Here is a 24,002-nt window from a genome sequence, read left to right on the forward strand (position 1 = left end):
TTTGTCATGAACAGGTTTTATAGTTAATTTTCTGTAGTCAACTACAGAAAACTCACGAGTTTCCCTCGTAACGTTCAAAAAGCCCGTTTCCCCTGACGGGCTTTTTCTTGCCCAGAGAAAAGTCATAATTGCCGACCACCTTGACCTGCTCCCAGGATTAGATACAACTCTCACTTAGTAATGTCGGATCCTTCACTATCAGAATTACCCTTTCTCCAGGCCGCCGCAAATTCAGACGGCGCCTGATAATTCAGCGCGGAGTGCGGGCGGTACTCATTATAATCCTGACGCCATTCACTGATGGTTTTCCTGGCATGACTGACGTCACTGAACCAGTGTTCATTCAGGCATTCATCGCGAAAGCGTCCGTTAAAACTCTCAATAAATCCGTTCTGTGTCGGCTTGCCGGGCTGGATAAGTCGCAGCTCCACGCCATGCTCAAAGGCCCATTGATCGAGTGCGCGGCAGGTAAATTCCGGGCCCTGATCCGTTCTTATCGTCGCCGGATAGCCGCGAAACAGCGCAATGCTGTCCAGAATACGCGTGACCTGCACGCCTGAAATCCCAAAGGCAACAGTGACCGTCAGGCATTCCTTCGTGAAGTCGTCTACGCAGGTAAGGCACTTGATCCTGCGACCGGTGGCCAATGCGTCCATGACGAAATCCATCGACCAGGTCAGATTGGGTGCCGCCGGACGGAGCAGCGGCAGACGTTCTGTTGCCAGTCCTTTACGACGTCTTCTGCGTTTTACGCCCAGGCCACTGAGGTGATAAAGCCTGTACACGCGCTTATGATTAACATGTAGCCCTTCACGGCGCAGCAACTGCCAGATGCGACGGTAGCCAAAACGCCTGCGCTCCAGTGCCAGCTCAGTGATGCGCCCTGATAAATGCGCATCTGCAGCCGGGCGCTGAGCCTCATAGCGGCAGGTCGACAGAGATAAACCTGTGAGCCTGCAGGCACGACGTTGCGACAGACCGGTCGCATCACATATCAACATCACGGCTTCCCGCTTCTGGTCTGTCGTCAGTACTTTCGCCCAAGAGCCACCTGAAGCGCCTCTTTATCCAGCATGGCTTCGGCAAGCAGCTTCTTGAGTCTGGCGTCCTCTTCCTCAAGCGACTTCAGGCGCTTAACCTCAGGCACCTCCATACCGCCATACTTCTTACGCCAGGTAATGGGATGGACTACCTCCTCCCTTTGCGCTTAATTGAACAAAATACGTTCAGCAGGAGAGTAAACATGAATATCGTCTATCTGGGTATCGATCTGGCTAAAAATGTTTTCCAACTCTGTGGTTTAAACCAGGCTGGAAAACCCCTTTACACGAAACGCGTTGACCGAAAAATACTGCTTCAGACAGTAGCCAATATACCGGCCTGCCTGATTGGTATAGAAGCCTCAACGGGCGCATTTTACTGGCAGCGCGAGTTTGAAAAACTGGGACATAAAGTAAAAGTCATCAGTCCCCAGTATGTTAAACCTTTTGTCCGCGGGCAAAAAAATGACGGCAATGATGCGTTGGCGATCGCTATAGCGCTGATGCAGCCTACGATGAAATTTGTCCCGCCAAAGAGCCCGGAGCAGCAAGATATTCAGGCCTTACACCGTGCAAGACAACGGATTGTCAATCATCGTACTGCGACGGTCTGTCAGATACGAGGCTTGCTGCTTGATCGAGGGATCCCCATGGGTATCTCTGTCACAAGGGCCCGTCGAGCGATTCCCTTGATCCTCGAAGATGCTGAAAATGGTCTCAGTGCACGTATGCGCAGAACGATTGCGGAGCTCTATGATCTCTTTTTAGATCTCGAACGGCGTATAGGTTTTTTTGATAAAGAGATCGACACCGTTTTTAAACAGTCTGAAGCCTGTCAGCGTATTGCTAAAGTGAAAGGCATTGGCCCCAAAACCGCCACAGCCCTTATTGCGGCGATGGGTAAAGGGACCGAATTTAAGAATGGCCGCCATTTTGCTGCGTGGCTTGGCCTCGTGCCACGTCAACACTCTAGCGGAGACAGACAGGTGCTCATGAACATGACGAAAAAAGGCGACAAGCATCTACGGACCCTGCTTATTCACGGTGCCCGTGCTGTCGTCAGAGTGGCTACAAACAATAACGATGGCTATCTAAACCAATGGGTTAATCAACTTAAAGAGCGGCGCGGATTTAACAAAACGACCGTGGCAGTTGCCAACAAGAATGCCCGGATTATCTGGTCAATTCTTCATAACGAGACAGAATATCGGCCAGCAGTAATATGATACTTACCTTAAAAGTTGCAGAGTATTGAAAAATGGTAGCAGGTTGCACCTGCACAATCGGAACCTGATTTTTATACAGGCCTTCGAGGCCGTCCAGTTGTTGAGGCGATTGTGTACGGATTACCCATTTGGGCACAGGTATTCCTGATGCCGGATAGATGTAAGCAACAACCTAAAACCTGATTCAGTGCTTGCAAAACGGAGGTAGTCCATAGATGTAAAACGTGGCATCGGAAATGGCGTGCTTGCGGCAGAGTTCACGGGCGGATACCCCGGCTTCAGCCTCGCGGAGAATACTGATGATCTGTTGGTCGGAAAAACGCTTCTTCATGGGGATGTCCTCATGTGGCTTATGAAGACATTACTAACATCGGGGTGTACTAATCAACTGGGAGCAGGTCACCACATACCAGCCTTGAATGTAATTTTTAAGTGACTTATCCACTTTTCCACCGCCCAGATCCAATAATAAGATCCTATATAGATCATCTAATAGATCAAAAGAGATCCCAGCCCAGCTACAGGCCTTGCCCCGTAAGGGTTTAAACCGTATTGCCAACCACTGTAATAAGTAAAACATCCACTATATTAAGCGTGTTAACCACTATAGACAGCTAGGTAACTTCGCTGGAGAGTGACTGTACACCACTGTAGTGAGTAAATCGTCAATATAGCTGTACATAACATTTAGTTAATTGAGATTGGTTAACTATTTGAAATTTATAGTAAAGGTGATGAGTTGATTGATAATCCAAAATTATGTACACATTTTATGCACTGCCCCAATACCGGCTCTTCAGTGCTACGTTGATCTCTACTCCAAAACTTAAGGTCATGTTTTTTAACTTATCCTCTGGTTCGATCCAATAATAAGATCCTTATAGAACCTATAAGACCCAAAGAGATCCCCATAGCCTTCCAGGCCTTGTCATATCTGGAGTAAACGATGGTCGCTAACCGCTGTAGTCAGTAAAACATCCACTATAAAAAGCAAACTAACCACTGTGTTTTGTAGTAAAACCGCTATAGTGAGTGATAGTATCCACTATATTGTGTACCTAGAGCCTCTTATCCACATTCAATGTGAGAGCTGATAATGTCTGAAAATGAGCCTAAAAACATAGAGATAGTTAAAGCATTCTCTGAAACCGATAAGCGAACAGGTGAACTTGTTACTCTGGTTCCTAACAGCAATAACACCGTTCAGCCTGTAGCATTGATGCGGTTGGGCTTATTTGTACCTACGCTGAAGTCCACAGCACGTGGACGTAAAGGTCAGATGAACTCAATGGATGTCACCTCTGAGCTGAAGCAGCTTTCGATCGTGAAGTCTGAGGGATATGAGAACATCAAGATCACCGGCGCCCGGCTTGATATGGATAACGATTTTAAGACCTGGGTTGGGATCATTCATGCCTTTGCTAAGCATAAGGTCCTAGGAGACTCTGTATACCTGCCCTTTGTAGAATTCGCTAAGTTGTGTGGGATTCCATCCGCACGCTCTTCTGCGAAGCTCAGAGCGCGTCTGGAGGCCTCACTTGAACGTATAGCCACTAACACCCTCTCGTTTTCGAATAAAGAGGGGGATTACTACGTAACTCACCTTGTTCAGTCAGCAAAATATAGCCCGAAAAAGGACGCTGTCGAGTTGCAGGCGGATCCGAAGATCTTCGAGTTGTATCAGTTTGATAAGAAAGTTCTTCTCCAGCTCAGGGCAATCAACGAACTCTCCCGCAAGGAGTCTGCTCAGGCTCTGTATACGTTCATTGAAAGCCTTCCGACAGATCCTGCTCCCATATCTATGTCTCGCCTGCGTGCCCGCCTAAATCTGACCTCTCGAGCCATCACTCAGAATGCGACAGTACGCAAGGCTATGGAGCAGTTAAAGGCGATTGGGTATCTTGATTACACTGAAGTTAAGCGCGGTAAGGTAGTGTATTTTTGTATCCACTATAGGCGGCCAAAGTTACGCCCTGCGCAAATACCCACGGGCATAGGTGATGATGTTTACGATGTAATGGATGACGAACACATCATTGATGTCCCGGCAGAGAGGGATGCGGAATCAGCTACGCCTCGTGAGATGGTAATGCTGACTAAAGAAGAACTTGAGTTGCTGGAACAGCTTCGCCAGTCAAAGAAATAGTTTTGACCTCTTGCTGCTAATTGCCCTAAAGCTTGCTGCAGTGATGGCAGGCTTTTTCATATTTATTGTTGAAAGCCGACTAACCACTGCAGTGAGCAACCTATCCACTGTAATCAGTAAAAGCTTCCATCACGAAATATCCTATCCACTGTGAACTGCATTCTTTACTCACTATAGTGGTTATTCAGATGATCTCCGCTAACCCCCCTAGTACTTACTAACCTGAAACCCCATATAGCATATACGTCAGTGATTACTAACTAATAGATGGATTCTTGTAATTACTCATTATAGTGGTTGGCGCTCTCCACAGCGGTTGTTTCAATTCTAGGTGTTTTCTACTCACCATAGTGGATTTTACCCACTGTAGTGGTTTTCCTCTCTACAGTGGTTTCCGATGTCTTTACTCACTACAGTGGTTCTTTCTCTCTATCGTGGATAGGCTAACTTGTCGCATTATGTCTGGGTTAAAGCTTTAAACTGTTTTGAGACAGTGTCACTTTTGTGATGAGATAATGAACATCGTCCTCTCACCCCCATGGGACTGCTGAGGAAAATACAATACCTTCCATTGGCGGCAGGTAACAAAGGAAGCTGGAAGCAACTGACACTAACAACTCGGGTTGATCAAGCCTTATCAGTAAACCACTTCTCTAGAATTTAACGCGCATGAGGTCACTGAAACGTGTGATCTATGCAGGGGATAGCATTTGGCGTTTCATCTCCCATGACTTTTGGATACCCTGTTCCTCGAACCATACGTGCCCTTTTCCGCTGTGATTAATTCCATTGAGAACTGCCATGAGCTGTTCGCTGTTTTCCCAAAGTAGACTTCGTTTATTAAAAATGGGCTTGTTTTGATGAATGCTGAGATATGTCGTCAATACTGATGTTCGCCCTGGGGTTTCTCGGCGGCACGTACGGCATGGCTGCAGATTGCCTCACGTATCAAATCGTATTCTGATACGCGATCATCGAATGACCTGGAGCAAACGATTTGTGTCTGTGCAAACTCTTTCAGCTCCAGACAAGGTTTGCCGTGCAGCTCCCGGGCGGTACGTTCCAGCACAATATTGAAATGTTTGCGTATCAGTTGTGTGGTAGCATCAAGTAACTCTAGGTCATCGTTTTTATTCGAAAAAAAGCGTAAAAGGACAGACCAACGTTGCTTCCATTAGCTGCTATTTTTCATCACAGATCTTAAGAATTTAGGCGTAGTTTCATCACATCTCCTAGCTTGTGCGAAACACAATTATGCCGTCGTATGCATAGCCATTGTGGTACTCGCTTCTTGCTGATAATTGTTATGTTCAACGGTTAATCGGCACATCCAACTTAATGATAAATGAAGATTATGATGAATGCTTTTGCTGATTGACAACTAAGCCTATATGGGAAAACTTCTGGGGAAGGAAAACCAGCCTGAACCTTATCCTTAAGGAATAGGATCAAACGCATTAAAGGGTCAGGGGTTGGGTAAAGATATCCATAATGATCACTTACTTAATACTGTTCATTAATGGGTCTTCCCCGATCGTAGTGGCTAAATGTAGCGACCTGCGTTTGAAATAGCTCCGACCTGCATTCAGCGGCTTTTTTGACCAGAATTAACTGCGACCAGCGCCCACCTCAAACCAAAGATAACTGCGAATGAACCTGCATTCAATCGCGCTGACCTGCATTTCATCGCCGCCAACCAGAATTAACTGCGACTGAAATATTGAAAAGGGGCAGGTTGTTCCATGCAAAAATTTGTTTCCTGGATGGCCAGTTTCGACCCAAAGGCGCCAGTGGCCATGAAAGTAAGCTGCCGCTCAACGTCCCGCATTAGCGGACGGAGCCAGTGGCGCGGAGCGCCGCTGGTGACGGTCCGTCTCGATGCGGTGGTTGGGCGTCATCTCGTACCAAGCACGCGGGCGAGCATGTAAACACCAAGTACGACGAGGCCAATAAAGAACCACCTGCGAAACATCTCTGGCTGGAGCTTACTGCGTACGCGCTGCCCGATGAACATACCCGCCAAGGCGGGCACAACAGCCAGGAGCGAGTTCGAGGCTGCTGTGAGCTGAAATTGACCACTCAGACCCAGGGCACACGCAAGCGCAACAGTGGAGACAGTAAAGGAGAGCCCAAGTGCTTGAATGAGATCTTCCTTCGCCAGGCCAAGAGAATTGAGGTAAGGGACCGCTGGTATGACGAAGACTCCCGTTGCGCCGGTGACAAGGCCTGTGACAAGACCGATCAGGGGCGAGAGCCAAGGCTCGACTTTCGCGGGAACCGTGAAGCGGGGCGCGGCGAGGCCGACTACCCCATAGAGCGCCAAGACGGCTCCGAGCGCCGCACCCGCCAATGATGCTGACTGCCCAGTGAGCACACCGATACCAAGGATGGTCCCTGCGAAGACTGCAACCATCATTGTTGCCAGCCGTCGAAGTAGCGCTCCAAACGCCGGCCCTGCCAGCAACTGCCAGACATTTGTAACGAGGGATGGAACAATCAACATCGCTGCGGCAGAAGCCGGCGCCATGACGAGACTGAGCACGCCCATCGCGACCGTGGGGAGGCCCATACCAACAACGCCTTTGATCAAGCCCGCGGCGACGAACGTCAGGCCGACCCAGATGATGATTGTGGTGGAGTCACTCATGCGTTTATGACGCCCAACGTTTGAGTTAAGCGGCGCCGTCAGGCGTCCGCTTGAACGAAGGGTTAGACATCTTCTCGCATGAGACGGATGTCGACCTCTCTGTCAACGTACTTCCATTCCTCTGTTGCACGCAGTTCGGAAAGCAATGCGTTGAACTCAGCCTCATGGGCTGGCGCGAACTCGAACCAATTGAGAAAATCGAACGGTTCATTTTCTGAGAGGTCACGGCAGTGGTGGAGCTTGCGCGCTACTGCAGGCAAGTAGTTAAGCCCGATTTGGATGTGCTTTGACTTTTCGAAAACACTCCGGCGCTCGTCTTGCGTGAATTCCCACCAAGCTGCGTTTTTTCGGATCGGTATCAACGCTGCGCAAGTTGCTTCCGGGCGCGCCAGCCCTTGCTGCTTCGCCACAATTTCGCTCTTCTCTTCGCGCATGACATACCGTTCATTGCTTGTTATTCCACGAAGTACCCAGGGCGCACTGGTTTCAGGTTGCAACTCTGAGGCAGATATTACGTTGAGCCTTTTGGCTTCAGGCAGTGACTTGCCAACTATGGTTTCGGTTCCAACGATCCGCCAAAGACCGATGTCTCCTCCGACGAATGCAAATAATCGTGTATTCATACCAACCCTTTCATGTGAGTGTTTTCATTTTTTCACAGCTTCAAAGAACCTATTTTCCCATCCCATTCTTCTGCATCATCGTCTTGTGTAGTATTGTATCCTTACCAGCGCACCCCAGTCAAATTGCCGATCTAACATCGAACTGGTCTGTGATACGAGCGGCAGAAAATGGCCGTTTGCTACCGGTCGCCTATGCCAAGTGTAGTCCAAAAAACGGAGGTTTTTTGCACTATCTCAAGTAAACCGCAAAAAGTGGCTATATCCTGCATTCCGGTGCTCCATCATCCCTTTCCAAGATTCAAAGTCCAGCTACACTGAAATTCCGTGATTAATTGGACTTGACGCCATGCTGCTCGGCTACGCTCGGATATCGACCGATGACCAGAACCTCGACTTGCAACGGGATGCCTTGGAGGCGGCCGGTTGCGAGCGGATGTTCGAGGACATGGCAAGCGGCGCGAAGGCCGATCGCATTGGCCTGGCCGCACTGATGACGGTGCTGCGCGCCGGTGACACCGTCGTCATCTGGCGCCTGGACCGGCTAGGCCGCTCGCTCAAGAACCTGATCACACTGGTGGAACGGCTCGAAGCAGCCAAGGTCGGGTTGCGCAGCTTGCAGGAAAACATCGACACCACGTCCAGCGGCGGACGCCTGGTGTTCCACCTGTTCGGCGCCCTCGCCGAGTTCGAGCGCAACCTGGTCCGCGAGCGCACTCTGGCGGGCCTGGCCGCTGCCCGTGCGCGCGGCCGGATGGGTGGCCGGCCAAAACGGCTCGACCCCGCCAAACTGGCATTGGCCTTGCGGCTCCACCATGAAGACAAGCACACGATCAAGGAAATCTGCCAGATGATGGGCATTTCCAAATTGACGCTCTACAACTATCTGACCAAAGCGGACAGCGATGTCGTCGGGGCGGCGTAAGCAGATCCCGTCCGATTCGCTACTGCAGTTGCGGCAGCGGTTGGACCGCTTGCCCCGCAAAAGTCCGGAGCGGACGGCGCAGGTGCAAGCGAGCGCAGAACTGTACGGCATCTCCGCCAGCACCGTGTATCGGGCGCTGAAGGACTTCCTCAAGCCGCGCGCGGCGCATCGTGTCGATCACGGCACGCCGCGCCTGATGCCCCGATCGGAGCTGGAACGTTATTGCGAGCTGGTCGCCGCCCTCAAACTCAGAACCACCAACAAGGCAGGGCGGCACCTGTCCACCAAGCGTGCCATTGAGCTGCTGGAAGAGTATGGCGTCGAAACTGGGCAAGGCTTGGTGCGCGCACCGCAAGGTGTTCTGACGCGCAGCACGGTGAATGAATACCTCACGCGTTGGCACCTGGATCAGGCGCGCCTGCGCCGGCAGCCGCCCGCCGTACGTTTCCAGGCCGAATACAGCAATGATTGCTGGCAGTTCGACATGTCGCCGTCCGACCTGAAACGCATCGAAGCGCCGTCTTGGGTGGACCCGGCCAAAGGCGATCCCACCTTGATGCTGTACAGCGTAGTCGATGACCGAAGCGGCGTGTGCTTTCTCGAATACCGCTGCGTCTACGGCGAAGATGCAGAATCGGCACTGCGCTTTCTGTTCAATGCGATGGCGGCGAAGGGCGAGGCCGAATTTCCATTCCAGGGCCGGCCCAAGATGATCTATCTCGACAATGGCCCGGTGGCCAAGAGTCGCGTATTCCAGAACGTGATGCAGTCCCTGGGCATCGAGTGGCTGACCCACATCCCGGCAGGCAAGGATGGCGAACGCGTGACAGCCCGCTCGAAGGGCAAGGTCGAGCGCCCCTTCCGCACCGTCAAGGATGCCCACGAAACGCTGTACCACTTTCACAAGCCGGAAACCGAACAACAGGCCAACGCGTGGCTGATGCGTTACCTGTTGCGCTACAACCGGCAAGACCACCGCGCTGAACCACATTCCCGGATCGAGGACTGGATCGCCAATTTCCCGCCCGACGGCATCCGGGCCATGTGCGCCTGGGAACAATACTGCCGCTTCGCCCGCGAACCGGAGCGGCGCAAAGTCGGCATTGATGCGCGCGTCTCGGTGGATGGCACCGCCTATGAGGTGGAACCGGACATGGCCGGCGAAACGGTGCTGTTGTTGTGGGGGCTGTTCGACAGCGAACTGTATGTCGAGTACGAGGGAACCCGAAGCGGCCCTTACCATCCGGTGTCCGGTCCGATTCCGTTGGGCCGCTACCGGGCATTCAAGCGCGGCGCCGCCTGCGAGCGGGCCGACCGCATCCGCTCGCTGGCGGACCAGCTCAAGCTGCCGATCGCGGCGCTGGCCGGGGAGGATCTGCGGCTGGCGCCGTTGAATCTATCCAGCGAGTTTCCCATACAGCCATTCGATGCGGAAGCGCACGAATACCATTTCGCCAGCATCATCGCCGCCAAGCTGGCAATCGCCAACGACCTGGCGCAACCGCTGGCCAAGCTCCCGCCGGCCGATCGGGCCTTCATCGACCAGGTGCTGGGCGAGACGCTGACCCGCAGCATTGTGCTGACGCGCGTACGCGATTATTTTCGCAATAAAAAATCCGGAGAAGACCATGCGAGTTGAAGTAATGCAGTATTACGGACTGACGCAAGCGCTCAGCCAGGCGGGCTATCATGAAACCGAGCATCACCAGCAGCTCATCAAGGACATCAGGGGCGCCATCATGCAAGGGCGGCTAATTGCGGTCTGCGGTGTCGTGGGCAGCGGCAAGACGGTCACCTTGCGCCGCCTGCAGCAGATCCTGAAGGAGGAGAACCGGGTGACCGTCGCCAAATCGATTTCGGTGGAAAAGCACAGCATCAAGCTCGCCACCCTGATTACGGCCCTCTACTACGACCTGGCCCAGGACAAGCTGGTTCAGATTCCCAAGCAGAACGAGCGACGCGACCGGGAGCTGCAAGAGCTCCTGAAAAAGGGCAAGCGCCCGGTGGCACTGTTCATCGACGAAGCGCACGACCTGAACGGACACACGCTGATCGGATTGAAACGCTTGATGGAACTGGCGGAAGATGTCGGCGGCCGGCTGTCGGTGATCCTGGCGGGCCATCCCAAATTGCGCAACGACCTGCGCCGGCCGACGATGGAAGAAATCGGCTATCGCACCGACATCTTCACGTTGGACGGCATCGCCGGCAGCCAACGCGACTACATTCATTGGCTGCTTGGCGTCAGTACCGGCAACACGGTCGAGTCGGAGTCGATCTTGACGGCCGATGCAATCGACATACTGGCCACCAAGCTGCGCACGCCGCTGCAAGTCCAGCTGCATCTAACATTGGCGCTGGAAGCGGGCTACCAGACCGGCGAAAAACCGGTGACGGCGGAATTGGTGGAAACGGTGATGTCGCGCCAGCTCGACGACCTGGAGCCGACGTTGGCGCGACATGGCTACCGGCTCAAGGACATGGTCGAGCAGTTCGACGCTAAGGCATCGGAGATCCGATCGCTGTTCAGCAATCAGCTTGAACCGAAGCGCACGGCAGAAATCCGTGAGCGCATGCTGGCTGCTGGCTTGCCGATATAGGACCAACGCAAGGGCCGAATGGCCCGCGCCGTATCTGGCCAGCGCCTCCCGGTCACTCGCAGTTAATTCTGGTTCGCGCCGATGGAATGCAGGTCGGCGCGATTGAATGCAGGTTCATTCGCAGTTATCTCTGGTTTGAGGTGGGCGCTGGTCGCAGTTAATTCCGGTCGAAAAAGCCGCTGAATGCAGGTCGGACCGTTTTCGATTGCAGGTCGCTACAGCTAAAGGCATTATGATGGCAGTCTTGATTTACTGAGGAGTCTGCCATGGACGAAAATTCCCTCTAAGCCCATATCATTCAACAGTCCGCACCGTGACAGGTACAATCCCTTTCCCTTGATGAAAAATTTGGTTCATTGTCGGCATTGCTGAAAACACACAACTGCCCTTCCAACCTGCGGTAAATCCTACTCCATACATGATCACCGGCGTCGCAAATAGCGTCACCTCAATACCTGTCAGTTCAGCACACTAGTTGAAGCTGGTGTCCCCCGCGTTGACTGCCACGAGCACGGTTGCCAGACACTGCCTGTGGCCTGTGCGGGGTCAGGCAGCCGCTACACTTTGCTGTTCGCAGCCTTTGTTCTCTCATGGCTGAAAGTCAGCACCGTGATGCGGTAAGAAAACAGCTTAAACTCAGCTCGAATGCCGTGGACGGTATCATGATGCGCGCAGTCAAACGAAGCTTAGTCCGGATAAAACAGCCTTTATCGGCCTGTCATCTCTGCGTTGATGAAGTCGGCTTCAAAAGAGAACGCCAGTACGTCGCCGTTATCTCTGACAGGCAGGGACGTGCTTTGCAACTGGCCGATGATCGTGGTGTAGAGAGTGTTGCCAGTTATCTGCGCAGGCTGTGAGGCCACCAGCTTGATGAGATAAAAATGCTGTCTATGGCCTATATCAGTGCAGCCCTCATCTATCTCCCCAATCTCGTCGATAAAATCGTCTTCGATCACTTACATGTGGCAAAAATGTTGTGCGCCGTGGTTGATAAAACCCGTCAGGCTGAGATGAAACAGATCCCGTCGTCAGACAGGAAAGACACCCACTGCTCACGCTACCTGTGGTTTTACAGCAAACAAAACCGCTCGGGCGCCGGGCCGAGAGGTAAGAAGTTGCTCGGCGGGTGTTACCCCAAACGAGCCAGTGCTGGGTAATGAAAGAGCTTGCCCGTGACCTAAGGCACCGTCGCTATGATGTCCATAGCCGTAGGCTGTGGTAGGAATGGATGATAATGGCGAAGAACATAGGAATACCATTAATGGCCAGGGCTGGCCAGATGGTGGCAAAGCGTCTTTAAGTCATCCTGAATGCGATGAGAAACCGGGTATCAAACGGCAATGCGGAATCTCTAAACAGAAAAATCCGCCTACTCCGGACCAAGTCTCGTGTCTTCAGAAATAAAGAACGGTTCAAGCTGGGTGTGCTGTTTCACTACGGGAAGCTGGGTATGGGCTGGTGATTAGCAATTAAAAACAATAATGAGAGGTTTTAAATGGAAGGAATCAGAATAGATGTCTCAGAAAGTATTACACCAGAACATTTGATGTCAATTGAAGAGGGGCTGAATGAGTTTAACGGCTACATGACCGGTATCAGCGATCGTAAACCTTTATCTGTGGTTATCCGGGGTATAAGCAGTGGGAAGATCCTCGGAGGAATGTTGGACCGTTCATCCTTGGCCTTATTGTTCATAGTTAGGACAGCTCTGGAGTACCCACCACAGCAGGGGAAGACCCTCATTAATACCGTGTAACCATGGGTTCTTCAGCTTGTTAAGGGTTGCACCCAAGAAAGTCTTAGGCAGCTGATCAACGAGGAAACAAATAATTTTGATTTTGTCTCTTACCTGTTCAATCACGTTTGCGGTTTCAATTGAGCGATGCTTACTATGCTTTAACTAAGTAATAAGTATGAATTAATACATAATAATTAGTCGATATTACTTCACATTTATCTTTTGTGAGTTATTATTTAAGAAATACTACTTTTGATATCACGGGTGACAAATGATCACGATTGTTGGATGCAATAAAGGTGGGGCCGCGAAAACAACAACTGCAGTCAATATAGCTGTGGGTTTGGCCTTATGGGGCAAGGATGTGTGTCTGGTCGATGCTGACGTTCAACGCTCTTCGTCAAGGTGGTATGCCGAACGTGAAGCTGCAGGCCTTACCCCCTCCATCACCCTGATTGAGAAAAGAGACAACATATCTCAAACACTCAGAAGCCTTGATGAGAGGTTTGATCACGTTATAGTGGATGTTGCCGGACGAAACAGCCGTGAGCTGATTACAGGCGGAACCGTAGCTCATCAGATCATTGCTCCGCACCAATGCTCTCAGTTGGATCTGGATACGATGGTTGAGCTTCAGCAGCAGTTAGAAAGCATGCGGGATTTAAATCCAGAGCTTAAGGCATATTGCTATCAAAGTATGGCCACTACAAATCCCCTCCTTCAGGGAAACGAACGGCATGAATTTCTGGAGTATGTCCGCGAATTCGAAGGACTGATCCCTTTGAGCGCGACGGCATGTTACCGAAAGGTTTACCGAGATGTGATGTCTGAAGGTAAATCTGTCCTGGAAACATCTAATGAAAAAGCCAAGTCTGAAGTTCTTGCTCTGTTGAATGAGGTATTTTAATGGCTTTAAAAAAACCCCCTTTAACCAATCGCCGCATAGTTACTGAAGCAGAAGCGGATGCTCTGGCGAATAGATTGGCTGACCGTCCCTATGGCGATGAGAAAGTAGTTGTAGAACCTGTACCAGAAATATTGACCAGGACGACCATTTCTCTGCCTCAGAATACTTTGCGTGAAATTGAAGACCTGGCCTTGTATAACAAACGCGTCGGTATTGCGCCGAAAAGTGTGAGCGCTATCATTCGCGATGCTCTGGACGCGTATCTCAAAAAAGTATGATTTCATACTTATGCACCGCTGGGCTTCTTTTTGAAATCCAGCGCCCTCCCCTACTGTATTCAATTAGCACCTGATAATCCGCACTTCATACTTCACAATTATGTTTCCTTCCCTCTTTCCGAACTGGATAATTTCTGAAAAAAAAACAATCATGTTGCTATGTTTTTGATGATAATTATGTGTGGAGCGTAACCTTATAATTCCTTAGCTACCAGTAGATTCAATTTGCTGTATTAAGTATTCCGTAATAATTCACACTGATAACGATCGTTTAGAGTTGATTATTTGAATGCTAAATTCAGTATGTCACCTCATACCTCATACCTCATACCTAAGTTTATCTGGTTCCGTTCTGGTGAGTCCGTTTTGCAATAAACGTCATTTATGCATTGTTTTGTTTGATAGAATTAGACCGAATAATTCATCCTTGCTATTTATTATTTCCTAATTATGAATTATGAATTATGAATTATGAAATCTATGAGTTGTGAGTTGTGAGTTGTGTTGTTTGGTGATTTTACAGAGAACCTACAAGCAGCAATGAGAAGGGGGGCATCTAGCAATGGCTACATCTGCCCCTGTAGTGGAATACTAAATCTGGCACTGTTGCAAATAGTCGGTGGTGATAAACTTATCATCCCCTTTTGCTGATGGAGCTGCACATGAACCCATTCAAAGGCCGGCATTTTCAGCGTGACATCATTCTGTGGGCCGTACGCTGGTACTGCAAATACGGCATCAGTTACCGTGAGCTGCAGGAGATGCTGGCTGAACGCGGAGTGAATGTCGATCACTCCACGATTTACCGCTGGGTTCAGCGTTATGCGCCTGAAATGGAAAAACGGCTGCGCTGGTACTGGCGTAACCCTTCCGATCTTTGCCCGTGGCACATGGATGAAACCTACGTGAAGGTCAATGGCCGCTGGGCGTATCTGTACCGGGCCGTCGACAGCCGGGGCCGCACTGTCGATTTTTATCTCTCCTCCCGTCGTAACAGCAAAGCTGCATACCGGTTTCTGGGTAAAATCCTCAACAACGTGAAGAAGTGGCAGATCCCGCGATTCATCAACACGGATAAAGCGCCCGCCTATGGTCGCGCGCTTGCTCTGCTCAAACGCGAAGGCCGGTGCCCGTCTGACGTTGAACACCGACAGATTAAGTACCGGAACAACGTGATTGAATGCGATCATGGCAAACTGAAACGGATAATCGACGCCACGCTGGGATTTAAATCCATGAAGACGGCTTACGCCACCATCAAAGGTATTGAGGTGATGCGTGCACTACGCAAAGGCCAGGCCTCAGCATTTTATTATGGTGATCCCCTGGGCGAAATGCGCCTGGTAAGCAGAGTTTTTGAAATGTAAGGCCTTTGAATAAGACAAAAGGCTGCCTCATCGCTAACTTTGCAACAGTGCCGCATCAGGCCACCCGCGAAACGTTGCAGCAACGCCTCGAGCAGGCAGTCGCTGACGCGCAGGCGCGCGCCGGTGAGCTTGCACTTGAACGTGACAGAGTCAGCAGCCTCACCGCCAGGCTGGAATCGCAGGAAAAGGCATCCTCGGAGCAACTGGTGCGTATGGGCAGTGAAATAGCCAGTCTGACAGATCGCTGCACGCAGCTGGAAAACCAGCGTGATGATGCCCGTCTGGAGACGATGGGAGAGAAAGAAACGGTCGCGGCACTGCGTGGTGAGGCTGAAGCCCTGAAGCATCAGAATCAGTCACTGATGGCGGCGCTTTCAGGCAATAAACAGACCGGTGGCCAGAATGCGTGATGATGACAATTCAGACGCCTGTGATGAAGCGCCCCGGGCGGAGGATAAATGCTACACCAAAGGGCGACTTCGGGATGAGTTCAGGATGAAGCCAGCCCCCGGTGTGGAACCGGTCAGATTGTACAAAAGTCCTTACGGCGGGAAATACGGCGTATGGCGGCTGGCTGACTGCGTCCCGATGCGGGCGAAACGCCCACAGACAGAAAAACAGCGGCAGGCCAGCGCACGTCTGGGCCTGCAAGCCCGGATGAAGAGTGAGCGTGGCAGATTCGCCATGCTGGCACATACCTGGTTAACGCTGGACCCCGTCTTCCTCGATACCGAAACGACCGGACTTGATGCCGGCGCGCAGGCGCTGGAAATCGGTCTGGTGAATGCCCGCGGTGAGAGGATATTTGAGACCCGCCTTAAACCCACTGTCGACATCGATCCGGCAGCAGCTGCAGTACACGGTATCAGTGACGATGATCTGGTCAGTGCGCCATCCTGGCCCGATATTGCGCAGCAGCTGCAGCACCATATCGGCCGGCGCCCGCTGGTTATTTTCAATGCTGATTTTGATACGCGGATTCTGAAGCAGACAGCGGCAGCGCATAATGACCCTGCCAGCTGGCTGGACTCTCTGACGGTGTACTGCGCCATGCGGCTCGCTGCGGGGTATTACGGCCCCACCAATCGCTACGGTACCATATCGCTTTCCGGCGCTGTCAGTCAGGCAGGCCTGAGATGGACCGGGGAGGCTCATTCCGCCGTCACTGACGCCGTTATGACGGCACGCGTGGTAAACAATATTGCCGGATACTGGCGTGATCTCCAGTGTGAAATGAATGATGACGCAGGGAGTGAGCCAGCATAGTGCTGCTCTCTGGCTGGTCAGACAGCTGCAGGAATTAATTCAGGAGTCTGGAATGGAAAATACAATGAAAACAATGCATGAGCTTTTCCCCATGCGAACAGTAGTGATCGAACAATCTCTGGATATGTTTGGCGTCAAACGAAATGAGGACGGGACGTTACTCTTCCCCCGTCACTCCGATAAACGTTTTCCCGTTGCACGTATCCGTAAGCGACTGGCGGCTTATGGCTGGCGAGGAGAACGCCTGAATAAGGAGGTGGCGCGTATCGTCGCGGGCCCTGATATCCTCCCTGAGAGAAGTGAATACAGCATTATTTTCCCTTACGGATGGGAGAAGAAGCAGCTGACGCGTGAGATGCGTCGAATGTTTCCCCGTAAGACTGGCCGGCGTGTGCTGATTATGCTGGATGAATTACATCATTTTTCTGACTTGCGGGAGAAGCCGTGACGCTGACAGAAAAATCAGGTCATCTGGCGTGGTGTGCCCTGGTGGCGCTTGCGCTGGCCAGGCAGGATGGTGGCGTTCTCTCGCCGGCACAGGAAAACCTCTTTCTCACCCGCTGGCTGGCGACTGCGCTGAAGCAACGGCGTTTTTCTCGTGATGTGACGCCCGATATTGAGTGGCTTTTGAAACAGGGACGTCAGCTGGGCGTCAGCGCCAGGCTGGCCAGCAAGCTGAATTACCTCTGGCGTTCCTGCACCGGCGAGTTGTCCGGGCAGAACGACCTGTTCCGGCTGACGTATGCGCTGGAAACAGCGAAAGATATGCACTGGAACTACCGTCTGCTGAGCGATCGGGAATGGTCCGGCCGGAATGCTGTGGCGTTCAGTGCAGGCGTGAACGGCATTTATCTCTCACGGGCCAACCTCGATGTTGCTTTTGACGACAGCGGCCGACAGATAAATCCGCTGACAGCGCGTCTGACTGGGAACGTAGCGGGGGTGATGAAGCTGTTTAATCGCTGTGGCTGGCAGGCAGAGCCTGAGTCTGGTGCCTCCCTGCCCCACCAGTATTCGCTGATGGCCGGGCAGGGAGTGCCTGGAAAGGGGGATTAGTGGCGGATCTGCGCCAGGTCGTCTTCAGTCAGACCGGTCATTTTCATGACAGTATTGCGGTCAATGCCGTTCTGGAGCATGGTACGGGCTATTTTCAGAGTCGCTTCGCGCTCACCTTCTGAACGACCTTCCTGTCTTCCAAGCTGGATACCTTTCTCAATACCCTTTTGTTCGAGTTGTTGTGCGATGGTCATAAGTGCGTCTCCGTGTTGTGGCACACGCTGTGCCAGTTCGCGTACAAAGGCTTCGGCGTCGGATGTTTCGCCTGCCTGCACTATATAGTGTACCAGTGATATCACCTGCGATGAAGACAAGTATCCCGTCAGCAAGATGGGCGCCAGCCGGTCAACCAGTTCTGCCAGGTCTCGCTGGTGAATATGCTTTTGCAGTAAAGTCAGGGCGGCCATGCTGCGATGGCCAGCGATTTCATCATCCGGAATGACCGTAACGTCTACCAGCGGGAAAGCGCTGCTGTAGAGTTTGCCTGCCAGCCCGGGATCGTCAAACTCATCCAGCCACCGGGTGGAGTACGGATACGGGCTGCGTTTACCCGTATAGAACAGCACCGGTATCACCAGTGGCAGTTTTTTATGCCCTGCCTCCAGGTGGCGCTGCATGGCAGCCACCGCATAGCGTATGAGGCGGAAAGCCATATGTTTGTCGGGCGTTGACTGGTGTTCGACAAGCACATGAATATAGCCGTCGCCGGCTGTGGTTTTCAGGCTATAGAGAACGTCGCTGAAATACTGGCGGAGATCATCCTCAACGAACGAGCCTGATTCCAGTTTCAGCGTGCTGAGATCGCAGACTGCGCGCAGCTCTGCGGGCAGATGGATTTCCATGAAATCACGGGCCACATCCGGCTGTGTCAGAAACTGTCGGAACGTCGCATCGTGAGGTGTTGGCGTCATGTTTTTTTTCTTCATCTGTCTCTGTCCTGAGCCTGCAAAATAACCGACATATCTTATCACGTCCCCCTGCGTTGGTTTACAAGGAGGTAGCCCTGGTAATTTCTCAGACATGTAGGACAGCACAATAAAATACAGTCACCATGATAGTTGACGATAAATAAGTGAATAAAAAAACGCTCCCGGACGGGAGCGTAAGCCAGTGAAATCGGCGTCAAAAGAGGGTCTAACAAGTGGGGCTGCGGGTTAATTCTGAGTGGCCTGGCTGCGATGCTTTTCAGCCTGCTGCTGATGAATCACTGAAGACTGACCATTATTCGCCTTCTCGTGCACAACTGCGGCTTTTTCATGCTCGTTCATTTCAGAAAATGACTTTGCGGTTTCGTTGGTGGCTCCTGATTTGCCATTCATCATTTTTTTATGCATTTCCGCCATGTCCTGGTGGGCAGAAGCGTTGCCGTTTTGCATCATTTCATGGGACATTGCAGCCTGATCGTGGCCGCTCATATCCATCATTGTCATGCTGTCTCCCTGAACTGCGCTTTTTTTAGCAGATGACTGCATCTGATGGGCAGGAGCCTGGGCATTATTTACCTGGTCATGCATGTTCATTGTCTCTGCAGCCAAGGCGGATGAAGCGACAGCCATAATGGCAACAAATGATACAAGGATCTTTTTCATGGTTGGGTCTCCGGTGTTTTCATACCCAAACAATCAACGGCTTATAACAGAGAAAGCATTTGATCTCAGGGCGGGTTATTCATTACTCCAGGAACCAGGTGATTGCGTTATCACACTGCTCCTGATTTATGAATGATTATAAAAAACCGCCTCTGTTTATCGCGTGACTGAATGATGACAATTTTGTCACCTTCCATGTTTCTCCTGAATAACGGGATTAATCCATTAACAGGCGCACTTTGAACACAATTTCCCGCCCCCGCTGTACTGCTGACAATTCGCCACCGTGAGCGAGAATGATTGACCTCGTTATTGATAATCCCAGCCCCGCGCCTTCGGTGTTGTGAACCCGTGATGAGTCTGCGCGATAGAACCGGTCAAACAAACGTTCAAGATTGGCGGGAACTGAGCCAGACATCGCATTCGTAATCATCACGTTTACAAAGTCACTGTCACGCTCAAGGCGTATAGCAGTACAGGTCTTATCGGGAGAATACTTGATTGCATTGGAAAGCAGATTGCTGAAAGCACGTCGCAGCATATCGCTGTCTCCGGCAACAACGCCCTCTCCTTCAACCGTGATTGTCTTTCCTGACTCGTCTGCCAGAGGCTCGAACAGCTCACGTAATTCATTCAGTTCGGCTGCCAGATCCACATCATGTTTATCCAGCCGCAGCAGACCATGCTCTGAACGTGCCAGAAAAAGCATGTCACTGGTCATTCGTGACAACCTTTTCAGTTCTTCCAGGTTAGCGAATAAAATTTCGCGGTAATGCGAAACATCCCTTTCCTTAGCCAGTGCAAACTGCGTCTGCATCATCAGATTACTGACTGGTGTGCGCAGCTCATGCGCGATGTCAGACGAGAAATCTGACAGTTTCCGGAATGCCCCCTCCAGGCGATCAAACATATTATTGAACTCCTGCATGGTCTCAGAGATTTCCGGCGGAGCCAGATCGGGATTTAGACGCTGATCCAGGCTGTGTACAGTCATGGAGGAAGCCAGACTGGTCATTTCCCGTAACGGTTTCAGACCAATACGTGTGGTCAGCCAGCCCAGAAAAACAGAAATAAAGACCAGACCGATATTGAACCAGAACAGCCAGGTACTGAGTTTGTCCATAAACAGGGTGTGATACCCAGTATCCGTGGCAACCGTAATGATGACATGTTTGCTTTTACCCTGTTCCGGCGTCACGGCAACCCGCCGCGAGATACTGCGGTACACGGTGTTATTTTCTTCCGTCTGGATCATATAGTCGAGAATATCACCCGACTTATTAAGCAGGACCGCTGGAACAACAGAATTTTTGGCATAGAGTTCAACAATTTTTTCATTTTCCATGTTTTTTATAGAAATGAATAAACCATTGTGCCCTACCATCGCATCGTTTATTTTTTCTGATAATGACTTAATATCCGTTTTGTTCCGGAAGGTCTCAGTTTTAAGAAACTCTTCGGTGAGCTGAAGTTTACCTGTCAGAAAATCGCGGTCCTGATTATCGAAATAGCCATTCAGGGTGCTCACCAGCACAAAACTTGATAACCACCATACCGTAAGCATCACTGCAGAAAAAATCAGGCTCAGGCGCGTAGTCAGGGAAATTTTGAACCTCACTCTTCTCTGATCTCCAGGACATATCCGGCACCGCGAACGGTATGGATCAGTTTTGGCTCAAAGTCATCATCAATTTTACTTCTCAGGCGTCTCACTGCCACATCAATCACATTCGTATCACTGTCAAAATTCATGTTCCAGACCAGGGACGAGATAAGGCTTCTGGGTAACACTTCTCCGGTACGTTGCAGCAGTAACTCAAGCAGAACGTATTCTTTACCGGTGAGATGGATCTTCTTTCCCGAACGGATCACGGTCCGGCGCACCATATCAACGGTCATATCTGCTATAGTGCAAACTGTGGCTGCCTGAAAGCGGGCGCGTCGCAGCAAGGTTCTTACACGTGCAACCAGCTCTGTAAAATCGAAGGGCTTAATAAGATAGTCATCTGCGCCAAGCTCCAGCCCTTTCACTTTGTCCCGCACGTTATCCTTTGCGGTTAAAAACAGGACCGGTTCTTCATGCCCGGACTCCCTCAGTGCGCTGATGATTTGCCACCCGTCGAGGAAAGGCAGCATCACGTCCAGTATTATCAAATCATACTGTCCCTTCGACGCGGCCCCGAGACCGTCGTGGCCATTATTAAAGAGATCGGCCTGATAGCCTTCCTCAACCAGTCCCTGCTGAAGGTAACGACCTGTTTTTTGTTCGTCTTCAACGATTAAAATACGCTGCATGGTCAACTCGCTGATATGAAAGTAAAAATCTCACGCATGAGCTTTGGCTGTCCCCTAGCTGACCTGAGACGGAGCAAGCATTCCGAGCCACGCTACGGCGCCCATAATGATAATCGCAACAACGAATTCTGTCAGGATGCTGTTTCGCATCAGGGCAACGCTGCGATCATAATTCCCTTCCCTGACCATAACTTCAAGCCGGGGACCCAGGTGAAACCGGTTTGCTGCAGCCAGAAGAAGCATCAGAACAAACAGAGCCGTCTTGGCAAGCAATATCCTCCCCCAGGAACTGTTGAATAAGGGAGTTAAGTTACCCTCAGCAATATACAGATAGTTGACCAGCGCACTCAGGATCAGGGCTACAACAATCACCGTTCCTGCCGTGGCAAATTTTGCCAGGGAGTCAGATATCACAATGACGCTCTGTGCATTATGCTCGTTTCTGCGCATCAGCAGGATAGCAAATGCAACCAGAGCACCTGTCCAGGCACCTGCAGCGCCGAGATGGGTCAGATCGCTCAGTAAATGGAGATAGTAATGCAGACCGTCATGCATAACGGCGTGTCCTCCCCAGGCAAGTGTAGCCAGCGCCACGCCCCCACTCATCGTCATCAGCAGGCAGGACAATACTCTCTTATTAGTGTAAAGGAACAAAGCACCGAGTGTGGTAAACAGGGCACAGAGCCTGACAATCCAGCTAATACCTACATCAGTTTCTTCTATCACCATCTCGATAATATGGATAGATAATTCTCTGAGATCAGTTACTCCGCTCATGGCATTAGATACCAGGAGCATATTAATGCCAGTAAGAATGATGCCTGCAACAACAGCAAAGGTTATAAACGACCTGAAATTAGTCAGGTTATACGTTTCATGTCTGACACCGCTTATTCCATATATCTGAAAAAATGGCAATCCAAATATTACCATCAAATCAAGATAAAGAAGAAAACGAATAACAATCATAATCAGGTCGTTCATAATATTACTTCACTGTAAAAGTGTAATTGCCGGTAATAGGGTGTGTATCTGCAGAAACCGCGCGCCAGTCAACACGATAAGTGCCGGCTGGCAGAGGTTCTCGTGGGATAATGACCATTGATTTAAGGTCAGCGCCTGGTGCCACTTTTGCCGCGACTGGCATCGGCGAATGTGATGACATGCCTTTCATCCCGGTCATTGTTAATTTAGCCCCTGAGAATTTCACAGTCAGATCTTCTGTGAAATTAAGCTGAATCTTTTCCGGGGCCGCTACGGCTGAATCAGCCTGTGGCACAGAGCTTTTTAATTCCGGATGGGCCATAGCAGAGAAAGCAACGCCCATAACGAGGCCACCTGTAAGAATGGCTTTATTTAAAATCGACATTTTATTTACCTGTTTAGTTGAGTGTTTTATATCAGTGCGTTAAAACCAGATTCTGGCTCCCGCCAGGAATACTACCTGATGGTCTTTCTCACCTTCTCTTTTCGCCATATCGGATGTTTTCCCGTAAAGTTGATTCCAGGAAACGCCTATATAGGGTGCAAACTCACGGCGTATTTCATAGCGCAGCCGGAGCCCCAGCTCTGTGTCAGTCAGTCCCCTGCCGCGACCCCGCGATTCATCATCCTGACTGTAGAAATTCACCTCATAGGATGGCTGGAGTATGAGCCGGTTAGTCAGTAAAACGTCGTATTCTCCTCCCAGACGAAGGGCTGCTTTTCCGCCATTACTGACAAAACCCGTAATTTCAGACTCAAAATTATAGAGTGCCAGCCCCTGGAAACCGACAGCAGCCCAGGTCCGGGCAGAAGCAGGTCTGAAATCCTGCCTGACACCCGCAACCAAATCCCACCATGGGCCAACCGCATGTCCCCAGAGTAACTGCGCTTCAGCCGCCTCCGTTTCCCCATTGCTTCGTTCACCTTCACTCTTTAGCCAAATCCGATCTGTGTCGCCTCCAATCCAGCTGTTAACACTCCAGCTGAAATTGTTGGTGTTATCCGACCGTTGCCATTCCAGTTGATCCAGCAGAACCAGATAATTAATCGCACTGTCGTGAATCGCATGCCCCTGTAAATTGCCGAATGCAGCCTTCCGGTCGGCATCGGTAACAGGCGGAATTGGCGTTCTGCTCTCAGTTACAATGGGCTCCATTGACGTCATCTCAGTGAAATTCTCATCTGCTGGCATCTGCATGGCAGACATGTCGTGCCCGGCGTGGGGATCTGCAGAGACGGAGCCCGCCGCAATAGAAAGCTGTGAGGTAAACAAACCGGCGACCAGAACAGGTATGGCCTTCAAATTTCTCTTCATTCG

At 51.0% G+C, this 24,002-nt stretch carries 22 protein-coding genes and 5 pseudogenes; 14 read left to right on the top strand and 13 right to left on the bottom strand.

Annotated elements, in window-relative coordinates; genetic code table 11:
• Positions 1-170 precede the first annotated feature (170 nt).
• Positions 171-1,177 (bottom strand): annotated as a pseudogene (locus AC0Z7K_RS18640) (IS3 family transposase); the annotation flags it as partial.
• Between the two features lie 66 nt (positions 1,178-1,243).
• Between AC0Z7K_RS18640 and AC0Z7K_RS18645 the strand changes: the two are divergent.
• Positions 1,244-2,266, top strand: coding sequence for an IS110 family RNA-guided transposase (locus tag AC0Z7K_RS18645; RefSeq protein WP_485615475.1), 1,023 nt, complete (start codon positions 1,244-1,246; stop codon positions 2,264-2,266).
• Positions 2,267-2,477: 211 nt separating this feature from the next.
• On the opposite strand, the pseudogene AC0Z7K_RS18650 reads toward AC0Z7K_RS18645, so the two are convergent.
• A pseudogene (locus AC0Z7K_RS18650) lies at positions 2,478-2,597 on the bottom strand (transposase); the annotation flags it as partial.
• Between the two features lie 765 nt (positions 2,598-3,362).
• On the opposite strand from AC0Z7K_RS18650, the gene AC0Z7K_RS18655 reads away from it, so the two are divergent.
• On the top strand, positions 3,363-4,412 hold the full coding sequence (locus AC0Z7K_RS18655) for a RepB family plasmid replication initiator protein (protein WP_112197766.1): 1,050 nt from the start codon (positions 3,363-3,365) through the stop codon (positions 4,410-4,412).
• A 692-nt stretch (positions 4,413-5,104) separates the two neighbouring features.
• Here the strand turns inward: AC0Z7K_RS18655 and AC0Z7K_RS18660 are convergent.
• From AC0Z7K_RS18660 to AC0Z7K_RS18675, 4 genes and pseudogenes are all read right to left on the bottom strand, one after another.
• Positions 5,105-5,532 (bottom strand): annotated as a pseudogene (locus AC0Z7K_RS18660) (DUF4113 domain-containing protein); the annotation flags it as partial.
• Positions 5,529-5,597 (bottom strand): DUF6500 family protein, encoded by a 69-nt coding sequence (locus AC0Z7K_RS18665; protein WP_353050908.1) that lies wholly within the window; start codon positions 5,595-5,597, stop codon positions 5,529-5,531. The pseudogene AC0Z7K_RS18660 and the gene AC0Z7K_RS18665, both read right to left, overlap by 4 nt.
• 709 nt (positions 5,598-6,306) lie before the next feature.
• Positions 6,307-7,059 (bottom strand): sulfite exporter TauE/SafE family protein, encoded by a 753-nt coding sequence (locus AC0Z7K_RS18670; RefSeq protein WP_064371303.1) that lies wholly within the window; start codon positions 7,057-7,059, stop codon positions 6,307-6,309.
• Between the two features lie 62 nt (positions 7,060-7,121).
• Positions 7,122-7,682 carry a chlorite dismutase family protein gene (locus AC0Z7K_RS18675; RefSeq protein ID WP_001097410.1) on the bottom strand — a complete coding sequence of 187 codons (561 nt, stop codon included), beginning with the start codon at positions 7,680-7,682 and terminating at the stop codon, positions 7,122-7,124.
• Between the two features lie 346 nt (positions 7,683-8,028).
• Here AC0Z7K_RS18675 and AC0Z7K_RS18680 point away from each other — a divergent pair, with 346 nt between their 5' ends.
• The 12 genes and pseudogenes from AC0Z7K_RS18680 (at position 8,029) to AC0Z7K_RS18735 (ending at position 17,816) form a co-directional block, all read left to right on the top strand.
• Positions 8,029-8,604 carry a recombinase family protein gene (locus tag AC0Z7K_RS18680; RefSeq protein WP_000924255.1) on the top strand — a complete coding sequence of 192 codons (576 nt, stop codon included), beginning with the start codon at positions 8,029-8,031 and terminating at the stop codon, positions 8,602-8,604.
• A gap of 4 nt (positions 8,605-8,608) precedes the next feature.
• Positions 8,609-10,243, top strand: a complete 1,635-nt coding sequence (locus tag AC0Z7K_RS18685; protein ID WP_206536233.1) for a DDE-type integrase/transposase/recombinase — start codon at positions 8,609-8,611, stop codon at positions 10,241-10,243.
• Entirely contained in the window at positions 10,233-11,204 is a 972-nt protein-coding gene (locus AC0Z7K_RS18690) for an ExeA family protein (RefSeq protein ID WP_001262009.1), read from the top strand. Before AC0Z7K_RS18685 ends, AC0Z7K_RS18690 begins: the two co-directional genes overlap by 11 nt.
• 293 nt (positions 11,205-11,497) lie before the next feature.
• A pseudogene (locus AC0Z7K_RS18695) lies at positions 11,498-12,666 on the top strand (ISL3 family transposase).
• A gap of 33 nt (positions 12,667-12,699) precedes the next feature.
• Positions 12,700-12,960 carry a hypothetical protein gene (locus AC0Z7K_RS18700; RefSeq protein ID WP_198670067.1) on the top strand — a complete coding sequence of 87 codons (261 nt, stop codon included), beginning with the start codon at positions 12,700-12,702 and terminating at the stop codon, positions 12,958-12,960.
• Positions 12,961-13,213: 253 nt separating this feature from the next.
• Positions 13,214-13,849: an AAA family ATPase gene (locus AC0Z7K_RS18705; protein WP_037035481.1), complete on the top strand. Its 636-nt coding sequence runs from the start codon at positions 13,214-13,216 to the stop codon at positions 13,847-13,849.
• Entirely contained in the window at positions 13,849-14,127 is a 279-nt protein-coding gene (locus AC0Z7K_RS18710) for a ribbon-helix-helix domain-containing protein (RefSeq protein WP_112197765.1), read from the top strand. Before AC0Z7K_RS18705 ends, AC0Z7K_RS18710 begins: the two co-directional genes overlap by 1 nt.
• A 662-nt stretch (positions 14,128-14,789) precedes the next feature.
• Entirely contained in the window at positions 14,790-15,494 is a 705-nt protein-coding gene (locus AC0Z7K_RS18715; RefSeq protein ID WP_001067848.1) for an IS6-like element IS26 family transposase, read from the top strand.
• A gap of 53 nt (positions 15,495-15,547) precedes the next feature.
• Positions 15,548-15,904 (top strand): annotated as a pseudogene (locus AC0Z7K_RS18720) (DNA-binding protein); the annotation flags it as partial.
• Positions 15,897-16,760, top strand: coding sequence for a 3'-5' exonuclease (locus AC0Z7K_RS18725; protein WP_112197764.1), 864 nt, complete (start codon positions 15,897-15,899; stop codon positions 16,758-16,760). The pseudogene AC0Z7K_RS18720 and the gene AC0Z7K_RS18725, both read left to right, overlap by 8 nt.
• A 52-nt stretch (positions 16,761-16,812) precedes the next feature.
• A complete protein-coding gene (locus AC0Z7K_RS18730; RefSeq protein ID WP_112197763.1) occupies positions 16,813-17,208 on the top strand; it encodes a hypothetical protein in 396 nt (131 codons plus the stop codon).
• Positions 17,205-17,816 (top strand): DUF2913 family protein, encoded by a 612-nt coding sequence (locus tag AC0Z7K_RS18735; protein WP_112197762.1) that lies wholly within the window; start codon positions 17,205-17,207, stop codon positions 17,814-17,816. The genes AC0Z7K_RS18730 and AC0Z7K_RS18735 overlap by 4 nt, the downstream gene beginning before the upstream one ends.
• On the opposite strand, the gene AC0Z7K_RS18740 is transcribed toward AC0Z7K_RS18735, so the two are convergent.
• The 7 genes from AC0Z7K_RS18740 to pcoB all read right to left on the bottom strand — a co-directional run bounded on the left by AC0Z7K_RS18740 (position 17,813) and on the right by pcoB (position 23,999).
• Positions 17,813-18,742, bottom strand: coding sequence for an Rpn family recombination-promoting nuclease/putative transposase (locus tag AC0Z7K_RS18740; protein ID WP_008455303.1), 930 nt, complete (start codon positions 18,740-18,742; stop codon positions 17,813-17,815). The two genes, AC0Z7K_RS18735 and AC0Z7K_RS18740, sit on opposite strands and share 4 nt — an antisense overlap.
• Positions 18,743-18,970: 228 nt before the next feature.
• The gene (locus AC0Z7K_RS18745; RefSeq protein WP_112197761.1) at positions 18,971-19,405 is read right to left on the bottom strand and encodes a copper-binding protein; all 435 of its coding nucleotides are present in this window, start codon (positions 19,403-19,405) and stop codon (positions 18,971-18,973) included.
• A 217-nt stretch (positions 19,406-19,622) separates the two neighbouring features.
• Positions 19,623-21,023 (bottom strand): copper resistance membrane spanning protein PcoS, encoded by a 1,401-nt coding sequence (gene pcoS, locus AC0Z7K_RS18750; RefSeq protein ID WP_112197760.1) that lies wholly within the window; start codon positions 21,021-21,023, stop codon positions 19,623-19,625.
• Entirely contained in the window at positions 21,020-21,700 is a 681-nt protein-coding gene (gene pcoR, locus AC0Z7K_RS18755) for a copper response regulator transcription factor PcoR (protein WP_112197759.1), read from the bottom strand. Before pcoR ends, pcoS begins: the two co-directional genes overlap by 4 nt.
• Positions 21,701-21,754: 54 nt before the next feature.
• Entirely contained in the window at positions 21,755-22,633 is an 879-nt protein-coding gene (gene pcoD / locus AC0Z7K_RS18760; protein ID WP_370447465.1) for a copper resistance inner membrane protein PcoD, read from the bottom strand.
• Positions 22,634-22,688: 55 nt separating this feature from the next.
• Positions 22,689-23,069, bottom strand: coding sequence for a copper resistance system metallochaperone PcoC (gene pcoC, locus AC0Z7K_RS18765; RefSeq protein WP_112197757.1), 381 nt, complete (start codon positions 23,067-23,069; stop codon positions 22,689-22,691).
• 39 nt (positions 23,070-23,108) lie between these two features.
• Entirely contained in the window at positions 23,109-23,999 is an 891-nt protein-coding gene (pcoB, locus tag AC0Z7K_RS18770) for a copper resistance outer membrane transporter PcoB (protein WP_001378118.1), read from the bottom strand.
• Between the last annotated feature and the right edge of the window lie 3 nt (positions 24,000-24,002).

Source organism: Rahnella sp. 1L-D-7-B-C2, from assembly GCF_057290995.1.

Coding starts and splice junctions, on each gene's coding strand:
- AC0Z7K_RS18645 (WP_485615475.1), top strand. CDS start 1,244: ATGAATATCGTCTATCTGGGTATCGATCTGGCTAAAAATGTTTTCCAA.
- AC0Z7K_RS18655 (WP_112197766.1), top strand. CDS start 3,363: ATGTCTGAAAATGAGCCTAAAAACATAGAGATAGTTAAAGCATTCTCT.
- AC0Z7K_RS18670 (WP_064371303.1), bottom strand. CDS start 7,059: ATGAGTGACTCCACCACAATCATCATCTGGGTCGGCCTGACGTTCGTC.
- AC0Z7K_RS18675 (WP_001097410.1), bottom strand. CDS start 7,682: ATGAATACACGATTATTTGCATTCGTCGGAGGAGACATCGGTCTTTGG.
- AC0Z7K_RS18680 (WP_000924255.1), top strand. CDS start 8,029: ATGCTGCTCGGCTACGCTCGGATATCGACCGATGACCAGAACCTCGAC.
- AC0Z7K_RS18690 (WP_001262009.1), top strand. CDS start 10,233: ATGCGAGTTGAAGTAATGCAGTATTACGGACTGACGCAAGCGCTCAGC.
- AC0Z7K_RS18700 (WP_198670067.1), top strand. CDS start 12,700: ATGGAAGGAATCAGAATAGATGTCTCAGAAAGTATTACACCAGAACAT.
- AC0Z7K_RS18705 (WP_037035481.1), top strand. CDS start 13,214: ATGATCACGATTGTTGGATGCAATAAAGGTGGGGCCGCGAAAACAACA.
- AC0Z7K_RS18710 (WP_112197765.1), top strand. CDS start 13,849: ATGGCTTTAAAAAAACCCCCTTTAACCAATCGCCGCATAGTTACTGAA.
- AC0Z7K_RS18715 (WP_001067848.1), top strand. CDS start 14,790: ATGAACCCATTCAAAGGCCGGCATTTTCAGCGTGACATCATTCTGTGG.
- AC0Z7K_RS18725 (WP_112197764.1), top strand. CDS start 15,897: ATGCGTGATGATGACAATTCAGACGCCTGTGATGAAGCGCCCCGGGCG.
- AC0Z7K_RS18730 (WP_112197763.1), top strand. CDS start 16,813: ATGGAAAATACAATGAAAACAATGCATGAGCTTTTCCCCATGCGAACA.
- AC0Z7K_RS18740 (WP_008455303.1), bottom strand. CDS start 18,742: ATGAAGAAAAAAAACATGACGCCAACACCTCACGATGCGACGTTCCGA.
- AC0Z7K_RS18745 (WP_112197761.1), bottom strand. CDS start 19,405: ATGAAAAAGATCCTTGTATCATTTGTTGCCATTATGGCTGTCGCTTCA.
- pcoR (WP_112197759.1), bottom strand. CDS start 21,700: ATGCAGCGTATTTTAATCGTTGAAGACGAACAAAAAACAGGTCGTTAC.
- pcoD (WP_370447465.1), bottom strand. CDS start 22,633: ATGGTAATATTTGGATTGCCATTTTTTCAGATATATGGAATAAGCGGT.
- pcoC (WP_112197757.1), bottom strand. CDS start 23,069: ATGTCGATTTTAAATAAAGCCATTCTTACAGGTGGCCTCGTTATGGGC.
- pcoB (WP_001378118.1), bottom strand. CDS start 23,999: ATGAAGAGAAATTTGAAGGCCATACCTGTTCTGGTCGCCGGTTTGTTT.